The organism is Exiguobacterium sp. Leaf196, assembly GCF_001423965.1.
Classification (GTDB): domain Bacteria; phylum Bacillota; class Bacilli; order Exiguobacteriales; family Exiguobacteriaceae; genus Exiguobacterium_A.
The window spans coordinates 1-14226 of record NZ_LMPV01000003.1; the positions used below are offsets into that span (position 1 = coordinate 1).

The window sequence follows — 14226 nt, forward strand, 5'->3', positions numbered from 1 at the left end:
CACGATTGACGAAGCTTGCGCTTCATTCGTTTTTGTATTCCGTAGAATACGATTTTTGCCTCATCGTTCAGTTTTCAAAGTTCGTCCGCGCCTGTTTTGGCGACTCAATTAGAATACCAAGTCTGAAACAAGAAGTCAACAACTTTTTTGAAATTGTTTTTTACTTGTTTGCCGTAAGCGCTCGTCCTCTTAAGGACATGAATTAATATATCACGATAATTAGATAGGCGCAACTACTTTATTAAAATAACTTATAGTTTTTTTAGAGCATGTAAAAACCGCAGACAAGAATGGCTGCGGTTTACTTCATCATCAATGAGACGCGTCTTCTTTTTGCTTCGCTTATATAGAAGAAATACAGTGATTCCGCTAACTTCATTTGTGCTTCTAAATCACCATAGTCATCATAGCTGATTTCTAGAAGATGGCGTTTCATCAAATAATCTTCTTTTGCTTTTGCTAATTCTTCTAACAAACGCTCGTCGTACTCACTGCGAATCTTCTTTCGAAACCAACTCATAGTTCGCGACGTCCCTCCATTGCACGAGATAACGTCACTTCATCTGCATATTCAAGATCTCCACCAACCGGAAGACCATGGGCAATCCGAGTGATCCGAATACCCGTCGGTTTTAAGAGACGCGATAGATACATCGCTGTCGCTTCTCCTTCGATGTTCGGATTGGTTGCTAAGATGACTTCCGTAATCGCTTCGTCCGCTTGAAGACGTGTCAGTAGACTAGATACATTGATATCCTCTGGACCGATCCCTTCCATTGGACTGATCGCTCCATGTAAGACATGGTACAACCCTTGGTAATCTCGCATCTTTTCCATTGCAATGACATCCCTTGAATCTTGGACGACACAGACGATCGTACGGTTTCGGTGTTTATCTGTACATACATAACAAGGATCTTGATCCGTGATATTCCCGCAGACGCTACAGTAGGCAATATCGCGCTTCGCACTGACCAATGCCTTTCCGAACATCAAGACATCGTCTTCTTCCATATCAAGGACATGAAACGCTAGACGAACTGCTGTCTTCGGACCAATCCCCGGTAGTTTTGTAAAACTTTCGATCAAACGACTAATCGCTTCAGGATATTGCAAGTGGTTTCCTCCTACGAATTAAAACATTCCCGGCAGATTCATACCTTGTGTGAATTTCCCCATTTTACTTGAGACGAGTTCATCGACTTTCTTCAAAGCATCGTTCGTTGCAGCTAAGACGAGATCTTGAATCATTTCAACGTCATCTGGATCAACGACTTCTTCTTTAATGATGACATCTACGATATTTTTATGACCATCGGCGACGACTGAGACCATTTCTCCTCCTGCTGTACCTGTCACTGTCAAATCTTTTAATTCTTCTTGTGCTTTTGCCATATCCTTTTGCATTTTCTGCATCTGTTTCATCATATTATTCATGTTTCCCATTCCGCGCATCTGTATTCCTCCTCGAATTTAATCTTCGAACTCTACGATATCACCAAAACGACCAAGCGTCTCGGACAATAACTGATCGCTCTCCGATTCTTGTTTTGTTTCCTTCTCTTCTATACTACTACTATTTCGCTTAGCAACAAACTCTGCCTTCAGTTCATGCCAATCGTTTGAGAGAATCGCTAAAATTTCGCGTTTGACGCCGCATATTTCATATAATGCTTCCTCAATCACGAAACGTGTTCGTTCATTGGTCATGACTTGCTCGAAATGCCATCCCTTACCGTCATCGAATTCGATCAATAGCGTATCCGCAGAGCAGAGAACCGGTTTACTTTCATGAAGCAACGAGTAGATTGGTCCATCTTCTTTTAGAATCCACTTTAGGATATGATCCCAGCGTTCCTGAATCTCACGCAACTGGGCTTTTTCTGCTCGTTCTAGCATTTGGCGAATCCGCTCTTTGGCGATTCGAACGGTTGGTCGTCCTTGTTTCCGCTTCGGCTGCGCTTGTGGTGCAGCCGCTTCTTGAGCTGGAACACCATTCGACTTCCACTGATGCATCTGTTCCTTCATTTCGCGGACTTCCTGCTGCAACGCTTGGACGATCTGCCCCGTCGTTCTTCCTTGTTCCGCGATTTGAATGAAGGCAATCTCAACGAGGACCCGCGGATGATTCGTTAATCGCATTTGTTGTTGGCAGTCATGTAACTGATCAATGATCGTAAAGCATGTCTCTGCTTCAATCGATTCAACGAATTGTTTGAACTCATCCGTCGGGCGAGCACGCTCTAGCAAGTCGACAGCTGTAGGAGAGGCTTTCAATAATAAGGTGTCTCGGTAAAAGAAGACAAGATCCTCAACGAAACGTTTTAAATCTTTTCCCGCTCGTTGCATCGTCTCAAGCGTCTGTAACAACTGGTCGACTTGATGTTCATGCAAGGCACGGGCAATGTTTAGTAATGCTTCATCTTCTACTGCTCCTGTTACTTCAAGAACAGCAGCATCGTTCAAATCACCGTTTGAAAAAGCAACCGCTTGGTCGAGTAGACTCAGTGCATCACGCATGCCACCATCCGCTGCACGGGCAATCAATCGTAAGGCCGTATCCGAATACTCGATCGATTGATCTTTTAAGATATATTGCATCCGTTCTACAAGTTGATCGACTTCATGCCGCTTTACATCGAAACGTTGGCAGCGGGAGATGATCGTCGCTGGGATTTTATGTGGTTCGGTCGTTGCTAAGATGAAGATGGCGTGTGCCGGCGGTTCTTCTAGTGTTTTAAGCAGTGCATTAAAGGCGCCTGTCGACAACATGTGTACTTCATCAATGATATAGACTTTATAGGCTGCTTCTGAAGGGGGATATTTGACTTTATCCCGGATTTCCCGAATTTCATCTACGCCGTTATTGGAAGCGGCATCGATTTCGAAGACGTCTGGACTTGATCCTTCCGTGATCGCAAGACACGTGGGGCACGTATTACACGGTTCTTTGACCGGAGCATGCTCACAGTTGATCGCTTTAGCGATGATTTTGGCAAGACTCGTTTTTCCCGTTCCACGAGGACCCGAAAATAGATAGGCGTGGGACATGCGTCCCTCCATCAATGCATTTTGGATCGTACGGGTGATATGCGCTTGTCCAACGACTTCGTCGAAACGTTGCGGACGGTATACGCGGTATAGTGCTTGATAGGCCAAGTTTGCGCCTCCTCTTTTTAAGTTCCTCATTCTATTTTACCTAAAAAAGTCTACAACCGAAACCGGCTGTAGACTTGTCTTTAAAAATTAAACTGCCGCGCACCATATTCTGAAATATGTTCAACATGCGTTACTCACGCAGCCTGCTCAGTCCAAGCACCCCTGCAACACACAGAGAGCACCACTTAAGGCTGCTTCCTTCCGGACCTGACCTGGTTCATGGGTATCTGTTGCGCAGGACTCAAACGTCAACGCTACTTACGTGAGGCAGACCACACCAATCATATCCCTCGACATGGAATTCAGTCTCGCTATAGCGGATTGCGAGTGACAGGGAACCGCTACATCCCCACCTAGCACGGCAAATGGTTTATCGATTTTTAGTGGCACCTTGTTTCAGTGCTTTTTCATTATACTGTTTCATCTGGTGTGATGCAACCCATTGCCCGCTTTCGTGCTTTCTTTTTCGCACGTAGTTCCCGAAAGAACGTCGTTAGCATCTCCCCACACTCTTTTTCTAATATACCGCTCGTCAACTGTGAGACATGATTGAACCGATCGTCTTGCACCAAGTTCATCAGTGTTCCACAACATCCACCTTTCGGATCGACGGCACCAAAGATGACATGTTCGATCCGTGACAGCATGATGGCACCCGCACACATCGGACACGGTTCGAGTGTCACGTAGAGCTCACACCCTTCAAGTCGCCAGTTCCCGAGCTTTCGGCAAGCTTCCTCAATCGCGATCAACTCGGCATGTGCCGTCGCCTGTTGATCCGTTTCCCGGTGATTGTAACCCGTCGCGATGACTTCATCGTCTTTGACAATGACACATCCAATCGGAACTTCTCCGATCTGTTCTGCCTTTTTTGCTTCTTCGATCGCAAGTCGCATATAGTGTTCCTGTCGTTCCATCGATGATACTCCTCACTCTAAAAAAATTCTCCTTTTGAAACTTCAGCAAGTCGTACTTCTTTGTGCTAAAATATAAATTGCACTTTGCTGAACGGAGGGTCATTGTATATGTTCATAACGGTTGAAGGACCGATTGGTGTAGGCAAAACATCACTTGCGAACGCCATCAGTCACCATTTCTCTTTTTCTATGTTACGCGAAATCGTCGAAGAAAATCCCTTTCTTGGAAAGTTCTATGAAGATATCGAAGAATGGAGCTTCCAGACGGAAATGTTCTTCTTGTGCAATCGCTTCAAACAACTCGATGATATCGAACGTCATTACCTCAGTAAACAACGCTCTGTCGTTGCTGATTACCATATCTTTAAAAACTTAATCTTTGCACACCGCTCTCTCAAGGTAGAGCACCTCGAGAAGTACCAACAAATTTATTCGATCCTGACGACGGACATGCCGAAACCGGATGCCGTCATCTACTTGAACGCAAGCATCGACACCTTGATGAAACGTGTTGCGCTACGCGGACGAGAAATCGAAGAAAATATGTCACGTGCTTATCTCGAACAATTGGCAGAGGATTATGAGACATTCGTCACGGAATATCAAGCCAAACATCCGGAAGTCAAAATCATCCGTTTCGACGGGGATGCACTCGACTTCGTCAAGCGACCGGAAGATCTCGAGTACGTCTTGACGACGATCCGGAACGAATTATATGAAGGAGCGAACCACGTATGAACTTGAAGCTACGCGAAAAATACAATATCCCGGCAGATGCCGTCATTACGATCGGCGGTATGGTTGGGATCGGTAAATCAACGATCACAAACGGATTGGCAGATGCCCTTGGTTTCCGGACGTCACTCGAAAAAGTCGATACGAATCCTTACTTGGATAAATTTTATCATGATTTCGAGCGCTGGAGCTTCCATCTCCAAATCTATTTCCTGGCTGAACGCTTCAAGGAGCAAAAACGGATTTTCCAATACGGTGGTGGTTTCATCCAAGACCGTTCAATCTATGAAGATACAGGAATCTTCGCTAAGATGCATTTCGAAAAAGGAACGATGTCTCCAACGGACTATGAAACGTATTCAAGTTTATTTGACGCGATGGTCATGACACCATTCTTCCCACATCCAGATCTTTTGATCTATCTCGAAGGTTCGTTCGAGCAAGTCCTTGAACGAATTCGTCTTCGCGGACGTGAGATGGAGCAACAGACTCCAATCGAATATTGGGAAGAGATGTATGAACGCTATACGAACTGGATCAACAACTTCACGATTTGCCCGGTACTCCGCTTGTCGATCGACGAATACGATTTACTGAACGAGCCAGAATCGATCGACCGGATTCTCGCGAAGATTGAAAAACAACTTGAAGTTGCGCGCATTGCCAATACACGATAAATGATCAGATCTGCCTCTTAGGCAGATCTTTTTTTGCGCAAAAAAGGAGACGCGTCTCGCATCTCCCTCCTATTAACCAATCACTTGATTGATCTGTTCCATATGGTGTAAATCATGTTGAGTCATCGCTCCGAGGAACTGGCCAATCGTCAACTCTTTGTCTTTAATGACGACCTTGTCCTGCAGGCGATCTTCTGGAATCAATTCGACTGCACGGCGCAATAAGTCACGGCTGACTAAAAACTCATCAATCGTCAAGATCCGTTGTTGCTCACGGCTCATCTTCGCTGCTTCATCATTGACGGCTTGGCTATCCGGCGCAACACGGAATGGTTCACCCGCGAGCAAGTACGGAATACGCTCTGCGACCATGAAACGATCCCATGGTGATAAGTGACCAATGATCTCAGCAACCGTCCACTTACCTTCCGCATACGATGTCCGCCATGCTTCTTCTGAAATCTGTTCTAAGTCTTTTACATATGTCATCGTCATCGCATAATGCGAAAGCAACGATTCTTTTGTTTGTTCGTTCATTTCGTCCACCTCTTCTTCGTTTTTCACGTAGGCAACCATAGCATGCACGAAGAAATCGATGCAACAAAAAAGCACCTCAGAATTGAGATGCTTTATAAAAAGCGGAGTCGGTGGGATTCGAACCCACGCGAGCCTTACGACCCCTAACGGATTTCGAGTCCGTCCCCTTCAGCCGGACTTGGGTACGACTCCATGATTATTATTATTTTTGGGTAAAAAAAAAGAAGTGGAGGAGGCGGTGGGATTCGAACCCACGCACGGCTTTCGCCGCCTGACGGTTTTCAAGACCGTTCTCTTAAACCACTTGAGTACGCCTCCAAGCTATAAAACGTGCATGTCGTTGTCAAAAAATAAAAATGGAGGAGGCGGTGGGATTCGAACCCACGCACGGCTTTCGCCGCCTGACGGTTTTCAAGACCGTTCTCTTAAACCACTTGAGTACGCCTCCGTACTTCTTACCAGATCATGATGACCTGTCTGTTTTCCTGACACTAATTATGATAGCATCTGCCTTTTAACGTGTAAAGACCTTTTCTAAAAAAACTTTTTAAAATACAGAAAGGGGGATTATTCCCCCTTCTGACTTAAGCTTGAATCACTTCAAGACCACCCATGTATGGACGAAGCACTTCTGGAATAACAACTGATCCATCCGCTTGCTGGTAGTTCTCTAAGATCGCAGCAACTGTCCGACCGACTGCAAGGGCAGAACCATTCAACGTGTGAACGAATTCTGGTTTCGCGTTCGCTTCGCGGCGGAAACGGATTTGCGCTCGGCGTGCTTGGAAATCTTCAAAGTTTGAACAAGAAGAGATTTCACGGTAGACGCCTTGACTCGGCATCCAGACTTCGATGTCGTATTTCTTCGCAGCCGTGAATCCAAGATCAGCTGTACACATGCTTAATACTTGATACGGCAGTTTCAGCTTTTTCAAGACTGTCTCTGCTTGTCCCGTTAACAATTCAAGTTGCTCGTAAGATTCTTCTGGTTTGACGAAACGAACGAGTTCAACTTTATTGAATTGGTGCTGACGGATCAAACCGCGCGTATCGCGTCCGGCAGAACCAGCTTCTGAACGGAAACATTGGCTGTATGCGGCATAGCCGATCGGTAACTGATCTGCAGTCAGGATTTCTTCGCGGTGCATGTTCGTCACTGGAACTTCTGCTGTCGGTACAAGGAAGTAGTTCGTCTCTTCAATCTTGAACGCATCCTCCTCGAATTTCGGCAGTTGTCCTGTTCCTGTCATTGAATCGCGGTTGACCATGAGTGGCGGCAAGATTTCTGTGTAGCCGTGCTGATCTTGATGGAGATCCATCATGAAGTTGATCAATGCCCGCTCAAGACGTGCCCCTGCCCCACGATAAAAGACAAACCGGCTACCTGTGACCTTTCCAGCACGCTCTACGTCAACGATCTTTAATTGCTCCATCAAATCCCAGTGCGGGACCGCTTCGAAATCAAACGCTGGTTTATCACCGACTTCACGGATGACGACATTGTCATCTTCAGAAGAGCCGACCGGTACGCTGTCATGTGGAATGTTCGGAATACCGAGGAGAAGTTGATTCAATGTCGCTTCGACGTCACGTAATTCGTCGTCAAGCGTCTTGATCTCGTCCCCGACACTACGCATCGCAGCAATCGCTTCATCTGCATTCTCTTTATTGCGTTTCAGTTCAGCGATTTTTTTCGTCGCTTCATTTCGTTCTGCTTTCAACACTTCTGTCCGCGCAATCAGTTCTCGACGCTTCTCATCAAGTGCAAGGAAACGGTTCATGTCCGTCAAGTCCTCTCCTCGGTGCGCTAACTTTTCTTGAATGGCGTCAAAATCTTGGCGTAATCGTTTAATATCAATCATCTGCAATTCCTCCTTTATGTCATAAAAAAAGGCGACTCGTCTCTTTCCGGTATTCCTACCGAAAAGGGACGAATCACCTGGATCCGCGTTGCCACCCTCATTGCTAGACACATCTAGCCAACTTAAGACGCGATAACGGGCGTACCCGCACCTTGTTCGCAAGGTGTGCGATCCGGCTCGATTCAATCCATCGATCTGACTAGTTCACACCACCCACTAGCTCTCTTAACAGTATCGATACATCTACTTGGTCCGTTCATAGCATCTTTATGAGATTAGTCTTACTTTACACCATCGTCTTGGAAGTTGACAAGAGCCGATTGTTGAATCGCTTGTTCAATTTGCTTCGACCAAGCCGTCCAAGCGCGGACGAGGCGTGTCGGAACACTCGCAAGTGGAACGGCAGTTGCGCTATACAAATTCACGCGCGGTGTCTCAAAACCTGGTAGATAGACCCCATCGTCCGCGACCTGTACCGTACCGACGACTTCTTGTTTCGTCACAGGAGCTGTTGTTTTTGAGAAGTCGAACCGTGGTTCCCGCGTCTTCGCTTGTTTTAAGACCGTGATGTATAACGAACCGTCCGTGACGACGTCTAACTGCCGGACGGTTGCCCCTTTAATCGGAAGAGCGTCTTTGATCCGTTCCCCTTTTCCGTAATACGTCAACGGCTCAAACGTCGCAAAACCATAGTCGAGTAGCTTTTTCGTTTCCTTGAAACGGGCTTGATCGGAATCCGTTCGCATGACGACCGTGACAAGTGTCATATTATCCCGCGTCGTTACGCTCGCGAAGCAGTAACCTGCTAAATCGGTCGTTCCTGTCTTCATCCCCCGCATGCCAGCATATGCGAATTTTTCCTTCGCCAGCATCTTATTCGAGTTATTCAAGACCTCTCCATCAAGTTTCATCTGTGTTTTATTCGTCACATCCAGTACATCCGGATAATCCTTGATGTAGCGGATGACGAGTAACGCGATATCCGTTGCTGTCATCAGATTTGTTCCCGGAAGCGTCGCATCAACAGCATCAAGTCCGGATGCATTCGCATACTCCGTATCGTTCATACCGAACCGTTTCGCTGTCTCATTCATTTTTTCAACGAATGTCGCCTCTGAACCGGATACCGTTTCGGCTAGCATGACGGCTGCATCATTGGCTGATTTAATGAACGCCGCTTTATACATCTCACGAACCGTATACGTTTTTGCTTTAACAGGAACACGAGCAATGCCGGACGTGTTCGCAAGCTTCAACACTTTTGCACTCGGTTTGATTTTTTGATCCCACGTCAGCTTTTTTAATTCGATTTGTCGTCGAACGAGGTAAAGCGTCATCAGCTTTGTCATCGAAGCCGGTGGTAGAGAAACATCCGCTTCCGATTGAAGGAGGATTTTCCCTGTGACCGCATCGGCCATTATGTAAGACTCTGCTTGAATCGAAGGTGCCGCTTGTCCAGTTGTAGGAAAACCTACGACCAGCAGGACACTTAAACAGAGTAGCAAGATTCGTTTCATCGTGTCTCTCCTTCACTCAATCATTCATTTTACAAATAGTGTAGCACAAAAGAAGCACCCGACAGTAGAACCTGTCAGATGCTTCCACGCTTTACGAACGGATCGATTGACGCTGTTTAATCTTTTGTAAAAAATACTGATGTAAGCGATCGTCCTCTGTCAATTCAGGATGAAACGAGCACGCGAGGTGAAGTGATGTCTCGACAGCGACGATTTGGTCTTCAACCTTCGCGATCACTCGTGTTCCTTCTCCGACAGATAGAATCAATGGCGCTCGAATGAAGACTGCCTCAATCGACTCCTCAATTCCTTCAACCGGTAGCAATCCTTCAAATGAATCGATTTGTCGACCGAAAGCATTCCGACGGACCGTCATCGAAATCGCGTTGAGATGACTCTGACCTGCTTCGACAGCGGTTGCGAGTAGAATCATTCCGGCACATGTTCCGAACATCGGTAACGTCGTCGCTTTTTCCCGAAGCGGTTCCAGCAAGGCATAACGCTCAATCAATCGACGCATCGCGGTCGATTCGCCGCCGGGTAAGACGAGCCCATCCAGTCTCTCGAGATCACTCGCATGTTTGACGAGAACGACCTCTACACCAAGACCTTCAAGTTGCTGTTGATGTTCGCGGACAGCACCTTGAACATCAAGAATACCGATTACCATCCGCGTGTCGCCATCCGTTCTTCAAACGGCATCGAAGTGACATCGATTCCCTTCATTGCTGTTCCGAGCCCTTTGGATAAAGAGACAATCCGTCCAAAATCATCTTTATACGTAACCGCTTCAACAATCGCGCGAGCCACACGTTCTGGGTGTTCTGATTTAAAAATCCCCGATCCGACGAAGACACCATCTGCCCCTAAATGCATCATGAGAGCGGCATCAGCTGGTGTCGCAACTCCTCCGGCTGCAAAATTGACGACTGGTAGACGTCCCTGTGTCTGAATATCTCGTAATACTTCGTACGGAGCACCCCACTCTTTCGCAAATGTCATCAATTCATCTGGACTGACATGCAAAATCTGATTCAATTGCGCTTGAATTTGTCGCATATGGCGAACGGCTTCGACGACGTTCCCAGTTCCAGGCTCGCCTTTTGTCCGAATCATCGCCGCTCCTTCGGCAATCCGGCGAGCGGCTTCCCCAAGATCACGTGCGCCACAGACGAACGGTACGGTGAACTCCGACTTCAGTAAATGATATTGCTCGTCTGCCGGAGTCAGTACCTCGCTCTCATCGATGAAATCGACCCCCATCGATTCAAGGACACGCGCTTCGACGATATGACCAATTCGGCATTTTGCCATGACGGGGATCGAGACTGCCCCAAGTACTTCTTCCGTGATCAACGGATCTGCCATCCGTGCCACACCTCCGTCACGACGAATATCCGACGGGACACGTTCGAGTGCCATGACTGCAACAGCTCCTGCTGCTTCCGCAATCTTTGCTTGTTCCGCATTGACGACATCCATGATGACGCCACCCTTTTGCATTTCAGCCATTCCACGTTTGACACGATCCGTTCCTTGTTGACGTTCCATATCCATTCCCCCTTGGTTGACTTTCACCCCTTTAGTATACGGAACGTTGACACTTTTAAAAGTATCAGTTTATGATGATTTCAACAGGTCAGTTTATTATGAAGGAGTCATACGAGATGGACATGCTATCATTTCAACTTACACGCGATCAAGAGAAACCTCTTTATGAACAACTTTATCAACAGATCCGAAACGAAATCATCGCCGGACGTTTAGCGTACGGCACGAAATTGCCTTCTAAACGAAAGCTCGGTCAATTCTTGAACTTAAGTCAAACGACGATTGAGCTTGCTTATCAACAACTTGTCGCAGAAGGTTATGTCGAATCCATCTCGCGTAAAGGGTATTTCGTTCTTGCCTATGAGGAACTTGCTTACGTCAAAACCTCACCCGTCATCGAACCGCGTGTGACTAAAGAAAAACCGGTCATCACGTATGACTTTCATCCAAGTAAGATTGAAGGGATCTCTTTCCCGTTCACCCGTTGGCGAAAGTATGCCAAAGACATCATAGATACCGATCACCATCCACTCGTCTCGCTCGGTCATCCGCAAGGCGATCTAACGTTGCGCGAAGAGATTGCGACTTATCTCTATCACTCACGTGGTGTCGTCTGTTCTCCGGAACAGATCGTCGTCGGTTCAGGTATCGAGCAACTGTTGCCCATCGTTCTTTTCTTACTAGGACGAAACGTCACGTACGGCATCGAAGATCCCGGTTATCATACGACACGCCTCTTGCTTGAAAATCATGAACGAATGATTGAACCGATTCGTGTCGATGCGAATGGATTACGCATCGATCAACTTCAGGAATCAAATGTTGATGTCATGTATGTCACACCGGCACATCAGTTTCCGTCCGGTAGCATCCTGTCCGTCAATCGAAGACACCAGTTGTTGAACTGGGCGGCGATGGATCCGACCCGTTTTATCATCGAAGACGACTACGATAGCGAATTCCGCTATAGCGGTAAATCGATCCCATCTTTGCACAACATGGACAGCAATCGTGTCATTTATATGAGTACCTTCTCAAAATCGCTCATGCCTTCACTACGGATCGGTTATATGGTCTTACCGGAAGTCTTACGCGCACAGTATCAAGCCGAATTATCCCATTATACTTGTAGTGTCTCGCGCTTTGATCAAACGATCTTGACACGTTTCATGAAAGAGGGCGACTTTGAACGACATCTCAATCGGATGCGTAAAGTCTATCGTCGTAAACTAGATGTGCTGATCCAATCGCTTCGCCGGATCCCTGCCTTACGGTTGACTGGCGAAAGTGCTGGACTCCATGTTGTCGTTTCCGTAGCGAACGGAATGACGGAGCAAGAGCTAGTAAAGCGGGCACAACAACAAGGCATCCAAGTATACGGTCTCTCTCAATACGCCCAGTTACCGCTTCTCTCCAATACGCCTCAAATCGTTCTTGGATTTGCGAGTCTCTCTGAGCATGAGTTGACGGAAGGATTACAATTATTGATAGACGCATGGAATCTGCATAGATCATCATAAAAAAAGCCTCGCCTTTCTGCTAGAGAAAGACGAGGCTTTTGTTTATTGACGTGTGTAGTTAGAGGCTTCTTTGGTAATTTGAATATCGTGCGGATGGCTTTCTTGCAAACCAGCGCCCGTCATACGGATGAACTGTGTCTCTTCACGCAATTCTTCTAACGTCGCAGCACCACAGTATCCCATACCTGAACGAATACCACCAACGAGTTGGTACACTGAGTCACCGAGTTTACCACGGTAAGCGACCCTTCCTTCGATTCCTTCTGGAACGAACTTCTTGTCTGCTTCTTGGAAGTAACGGTCTTGGCTACCGCGTTTCATCGATGCTTCAGAACCCATACCACGGTACGTCTTGAATTGACGTCCTTGATAGATTTCCATCTCACCTGGACTCTCTTCTACTCCTGCAAGCAAGCTTCCGAGCATGGCAGCGTGACCACCAGCAGCAAGTGCTTTCACGATATCGCCAGAGTACTTGATGCCACCGTCAGCGATAATCGAAACGCCGTGTTTACGTGCTTCTGTCGCACAATCGAAGACGGCTGTAATCTGTGGTACACCGACGCCTGCAACAACACGTGTCGTACAAATCGAACCAGGTCCGATACCGACTTTAATGACAGATGCGCCGGCTTCAATCAAATCGCGTGTTGCTTCTGCAGTCGCAACGTTGCCCGCAATGATTGGTAAGGTTGGATATTCTTCACGTAATTCACGTACCTTGACGAGAACACCTTCTGAGTGACCGTGAGCTGTATCGACGACGAGTGCATCAACACCTGCATCGACCAGGAACTTCGCACGTGTTGAAGCGTCTTTCGTCACACCGACAGCTGCTGCGACAAGTAAACGACCAAATTGATCTTTCGCAGCATGTGGGTACTGTTCGACTTTTTCGATATCTTTTGTCGTGATTAATCCTTTTAACACACCGTTCTCATCAACGAGTGGTAACTTTTCGATGCGATGCTTGTGGAGAATCTGTTCTGCTTCTGCGAGGGACGTACCAACTTTTGCTGTCACGAGTTCTTCTGTTGTCATTACTGTTTCAATGACAGTCGAATAATCCTTAACGAAACGAAGATCACGGTTCGTCAAAATTCCTACTAATTTACGCTCTGTTTCGTTGTTAACGATCGGAACACCTGAGATGCGGTACTTACTCATCAAATACTCAGCATCGTAGACTTGACGCTCTGGCGTTAAATAGAACGGATTCGTGATGACACCATTTTCAGAACGTTTGACGCGATCGACATGTTCTGCTTGTTCTTCCATTGACATGTTCTTATGAATGACACCAAGACCACCTTGGCGTGCCATTGCGATTGCCATCGGAGCTTCTGTGACTGTATCCATCCCAGCACTAATCAACGGAATATTAAGTGTGATCCCTTCACATAGCGTGACAGATAAATCAACGTCGCGCGGTAAGACACTCGAACGACGGGGTACGAGTAAGACGTCATCAAACGTCAAACCCTCTTTAGCAAATTTGTTCTCCCACATGTTATCCACTCGCTTTCTCTTTTATAAAAGAATATTGATGTTATGGTAACAAGCAGAGGGTGTCATGTCAATGACTCGACCAATAATCAGAACAGTCTGAAGTTTCACACAACACAAAAAGACCGACCTGCAATCTGCAAATCGGTCAAGTGCCTGGCAACGTCCTATCCTCACAGGGGGAAGCCCCCAACTACTTTCGGCGTTCAAGTGCTTAACTTCCGTGTTCGGCATGGGAACGGGTG

14 protein-coding genes, 3 tRNA genes, 1 rRNA gene, 1 other RNA gene and 1 other annotated feature are annotated in these 14226 nt (G+C 46.8%); of the genes, 3 read left to right on the forward strand and 16 right to left on the reverse strand.

What is annotated here, in order from left to right; all coding sequences use genetic code 11:
* Positions 1 to 301: 301 nt before the first annotated feature.
* The 6 genes from ASG02_RS06030 to tadA all read right to left on the reverse strand — a co-directional run bounded on the left by ASG02_RS06030 (position 302) and on the right by tadA (position 4076).
* Complete coding sequence (locus ASG02_RS06030) at positions 302 to 520, reverse strand: YaaL family protein (protein WP_050679042.1); 219 nt, start codon at positions 518 to 520, stop codon at positions 302 to 304.
* On the reverse strand, positions 517 to 1116 hold the full coding sequence (gene recR, locus ASG02_RS06035; RefSeq protein ID WP_023469882.1) for a recombination mediator RecR: 600 nt from the start codon (positions 1114 to 1116) through the stop codon (positions 517 to 519). Before recR ends, ASG02_RS06030 begins: the two co-directional genes overlap by 4 nt.
* Before the next feature lie 18 nt (positions 1117 to 1134).
* Entirely contained in the window at positions 1135 to 1455 is a 321-nt protein-coding gene (locus ASG02_RS06040; RefSeq protein ID WP_029343040.1) for a YbaB/EbfC family nucleoid-associated protein, read from the reverse strand.
* Between the two features lie 18 nt (positions 1456 to 1473).
* Positions 1474 to 3159, reverse strand: a complete 1686-nt coding sequence (dnaX, locus tag ASG02_RS06045; protein WP_035409912.1) for a DNA polymerase III subunit gamma/tau — start codon at positions 3157 to 3159, stop codon at positions 1474 to 1476.
* Between the two features lie 95 nt (positions 3160 to 3254).
* Positions 3255 to 3521: signal recognition particle sRNA large type (gene ffs / locus ASG02_RS15415), an RNA gene on the reverse strand.
* 48 nt (positions 3522 to 3569) lie between these two features.
* Positions 3570 to 4076 carry a tRNA adenosine(34) deaminase TadA gene (gene tadA, locus ASG02_RS06050; protein WP_035409909.1) on the reverse strand — a complete coding sequence of 169 codons (507 nt, stop codon included), beginning with the start codon at positions 4074 to 4076 and terminating at the stop codon, positions 3570 to 3572.
* Positions 4077 to 4184: 108 nt separating this feature from the next.
* Between tadA and ASG02_RS06055 the strand changes: the two genes are divergently transcribed.
* Both ASG02_RS06055 and ASG02_RS06060 read left to right on the forward strand, forming a co-directional pair.
* Positions 4185 to 4814 (forward strand): deoxynucleoside kinase, encoded by a 630-nt coding sequence (locus ASG02_RS06055; RefSeq protein WP_035409906.1) that lies wholly within the window; start codon positions 4185 to 4187, stop codon positions 4812 to 4814.
* On the forward strand, positions 4811 to 5488 hold the full coding sequence (locus ASG02_RS06060; protein ID WP_023469877.1) for a deoxynucleoside kinase: 678 nt from the start codon (positions 4811 to 4813) through the stop codon (positions 5486 to 5488). Before ASG02_RS06055 ends, ASG02_RS06060 begins: the two co-directional genes overlap by 4 nt.
* A 72-nt stretch (positions 5489 to 5560) precedes the next feature.
* Here ASG02_RS06060 and ASG02_RS06065 read toward each other — a convergent pair whose 3' ends face one another.
* From ASG02_RS06065 to pdxS, 8 genes are all read right to left on the reverse strand, one after another.
* Positions 5561 to 6025, reverse strand: coding sequence for a DinB family protein (locus ASG02_RS06065; protein ID WP_035409903.1), 465 nt, complete (start codon positions 6023 to 6025; stop codon positions 5561 to 5563).
* Positions 6026 to 6127: 102 nt separating this feature from the next.
* Positions 6128 to 6217 (reverse strand) — tRNA-Ser (locus tag ASG02_RS06070).
* Between the two features lie 35 nt (positions 6218 to 6252).
* Positions 6253 to 6343: transfer RNA gene (locus ASG02_RS06075), tRNA-Ser, on the reverse strand.
* A gap of 39 nt (positions 6344 to 6382) precedes the next feature.
* A tRNA-Ser gene (locus ASG02_RS06080) sits at positions 6383 to 6473 on the reverse strand.
* Positions 6474 to 6609: 136 nt separating this feature from the next.
* Positions 6610 to 7887 (reverse strand): serine--tRNA ligase, encoded by a 1278-nt coding sequence (gene serS, locus ASG02_RS06085; RefSeq protein WP_035409899.1) that lies wholly within the window; start codon positions 7885 to 7887, stop codon positions 6610 to 6612.
* A gap of 61 nt (positions 7888 to 7948) precedes the next feature.
* Positions 7949 to 8156: a binding site (T-box leader), on the reverse strand.
* A 12-nt stretch (positions 8157 to 8168) separates the two neighbouring features.
* Complete coding sequence (locus ASG02_RS06090) at positions 8169 to 9404, reverse strand: D-alanyl-D-alanine carboxypeptidase family protein (RefSeq protein WP_056062021.1); 1236 nt, start codon at positions 9402 to 9404, stop codon at positions 8169 to 8171.
* A gap of 91 nt (positions 9405 to 9495) precedes the next feature.
* Positions 9496 to 10074 carry a pyridoxal 5'-phosphate synthase glutaminase subunit PdxT gene (pdxT, locus tag ASG02_RS06095; protein ID WP_056062024.1) on the reverse strand — a complete coding sequence of 193 codons (579 nt, stop codon included), beginning with the start codon at positions 10072 to 10074 and terminating at the stop codon, positions 9496 to 9498.
* A complete protein-coding gene (gene pdxS, locus ASG02_RS06100) occupies positions 10068 to 10955 on the reverse strand; it encodes a pyridoxal 5'-phosphate synthase lyase subunit PdxS (RefSeq protein WP_056062027.1) in 888 nt (295 codons plus the stop codon). Before pdxS ends, pdxT begins: the two co-directional genes overlap by 7 nt.
* Positions 10956 to 11071: 116 nt before the next feature.
* Here pdxS and ASG02_RS06105 point away from each other — a divergent pair, with 116 nt between their 5' ends.
* Positions 11072 to 12475, forward strand: coding sequence for a PLP-dependent aminotransferase family protein (locus ASG02_RS06105; protein ID WP_035409890.1), 1404 nt, complete (start codon positions 11072 to 11074; stop codon positions 12473 to 12475).
* A 42-nt stretch (positions 12476 to 12517) separates the two neighbouring features.
* Here the strand turns inward: ASG02_RS06105 and guaB are convergent, their stop codons facing one another.
* Positions 12518 to 13984, reverse strand: coding sequence for an IMP dehydrogenase (gene guaB, locus ASG02_RS06110; RefSeq protein WP_056062030.1), 1467 nt, complete (start codon positions 13982 to 13984; stop codon positions 12518 to 12520).
* Positions 13985 to 14135: 151 nt separating this feature from the next.
* Positions 14136 to 14226: ribosomal RNA gene (rrf, locus tag ASG02_RS06115) — 5S ribosomal RNA — on the reverse strand; the annotation flags it as partial.

Bases quoted from the DNA above. Each gene is read 5' to 3' on its own strand.
- ASG02_RS06030 (WP_050679042.1), bottom strand. From the start codon at position 520: ATGAGTTGGTTTCGAAAGAAGATTCGCAGTGAGTACGACGAGCGTTTG.
- pdxS (WP_056062027.1), bottom strand. From the start codon at position 10,955: ATGGAACGTCAACAAGGAACGGATCGTGTCAAACGTGGAATGGCTGAA.
- ASG02_RS06060 (WP_023469877.1), top strand. From the start codon at position 4,811: ATGAACTTGAAGCTACGCGAAAAATACAATATCCCGGCAGATGCCGTC.
- pdxT (WP_056062024.1), bottom strand. From the start codon at position 10,074: ATGGTAATCGGTATTCTTGATGTTCAAGGTGCTGTCCGCGAACATCAA.
- tadA (WP_035409909.1), bottom strand. From the start codon at position 4,076: ATGGAACGACAGGAACACTATATGCGACTTGCGATCGAAGAAGCAAAA.
- ASG02_RS06055 (WP_035409906.1), top strand. From the start codon at position 4,185: ATGTTCATAACGGTTGAAGGACCGATTGGTGTAGGCAAAACATCACTT.
- ASG02_RS06090 (WP_056062021.1), bottom strand. From the start codon at position 9,404: ATGAAACGAATCTTGCTACTCTGTTTAAGTGTCCTGCTGGTCGTAGGT.
- ASG02_RS06065 (WP_035409903.1), bottom strand. From the start codon at position 6,025: ATGAACGAACAAACAAAAGAATCGTTGCTTTCGCATTATGCGATGACG.
- ASG02_RS06105 (WP_035409890.1), top strand. From the start codon at position 11,072: ATGGACATGCTATCATTTCAACTTACACGCGATCAAGAGAAACCTCTT.
- serS (WP_035409899.1), bottom strand. From the start codon at position 7,887: ATGATTGATATTAAACGATTACGCCAAGATTTTGACGCCATTCAAGAA.
- ASG02_RS06040 (WP_029343040.1), bottom strand. From the start codon at position 1,455: ATGCGCGGAATGGGAAACATGAATAATATGATGAAACAGATGCAGAAA.
- guaB (WP_056062030.1), bottom strand. From the start codon at position 13,984: ATGTGGGAGAACAAATTTGCTAAAGAGGGTTTGACGTTTGATGACGTC.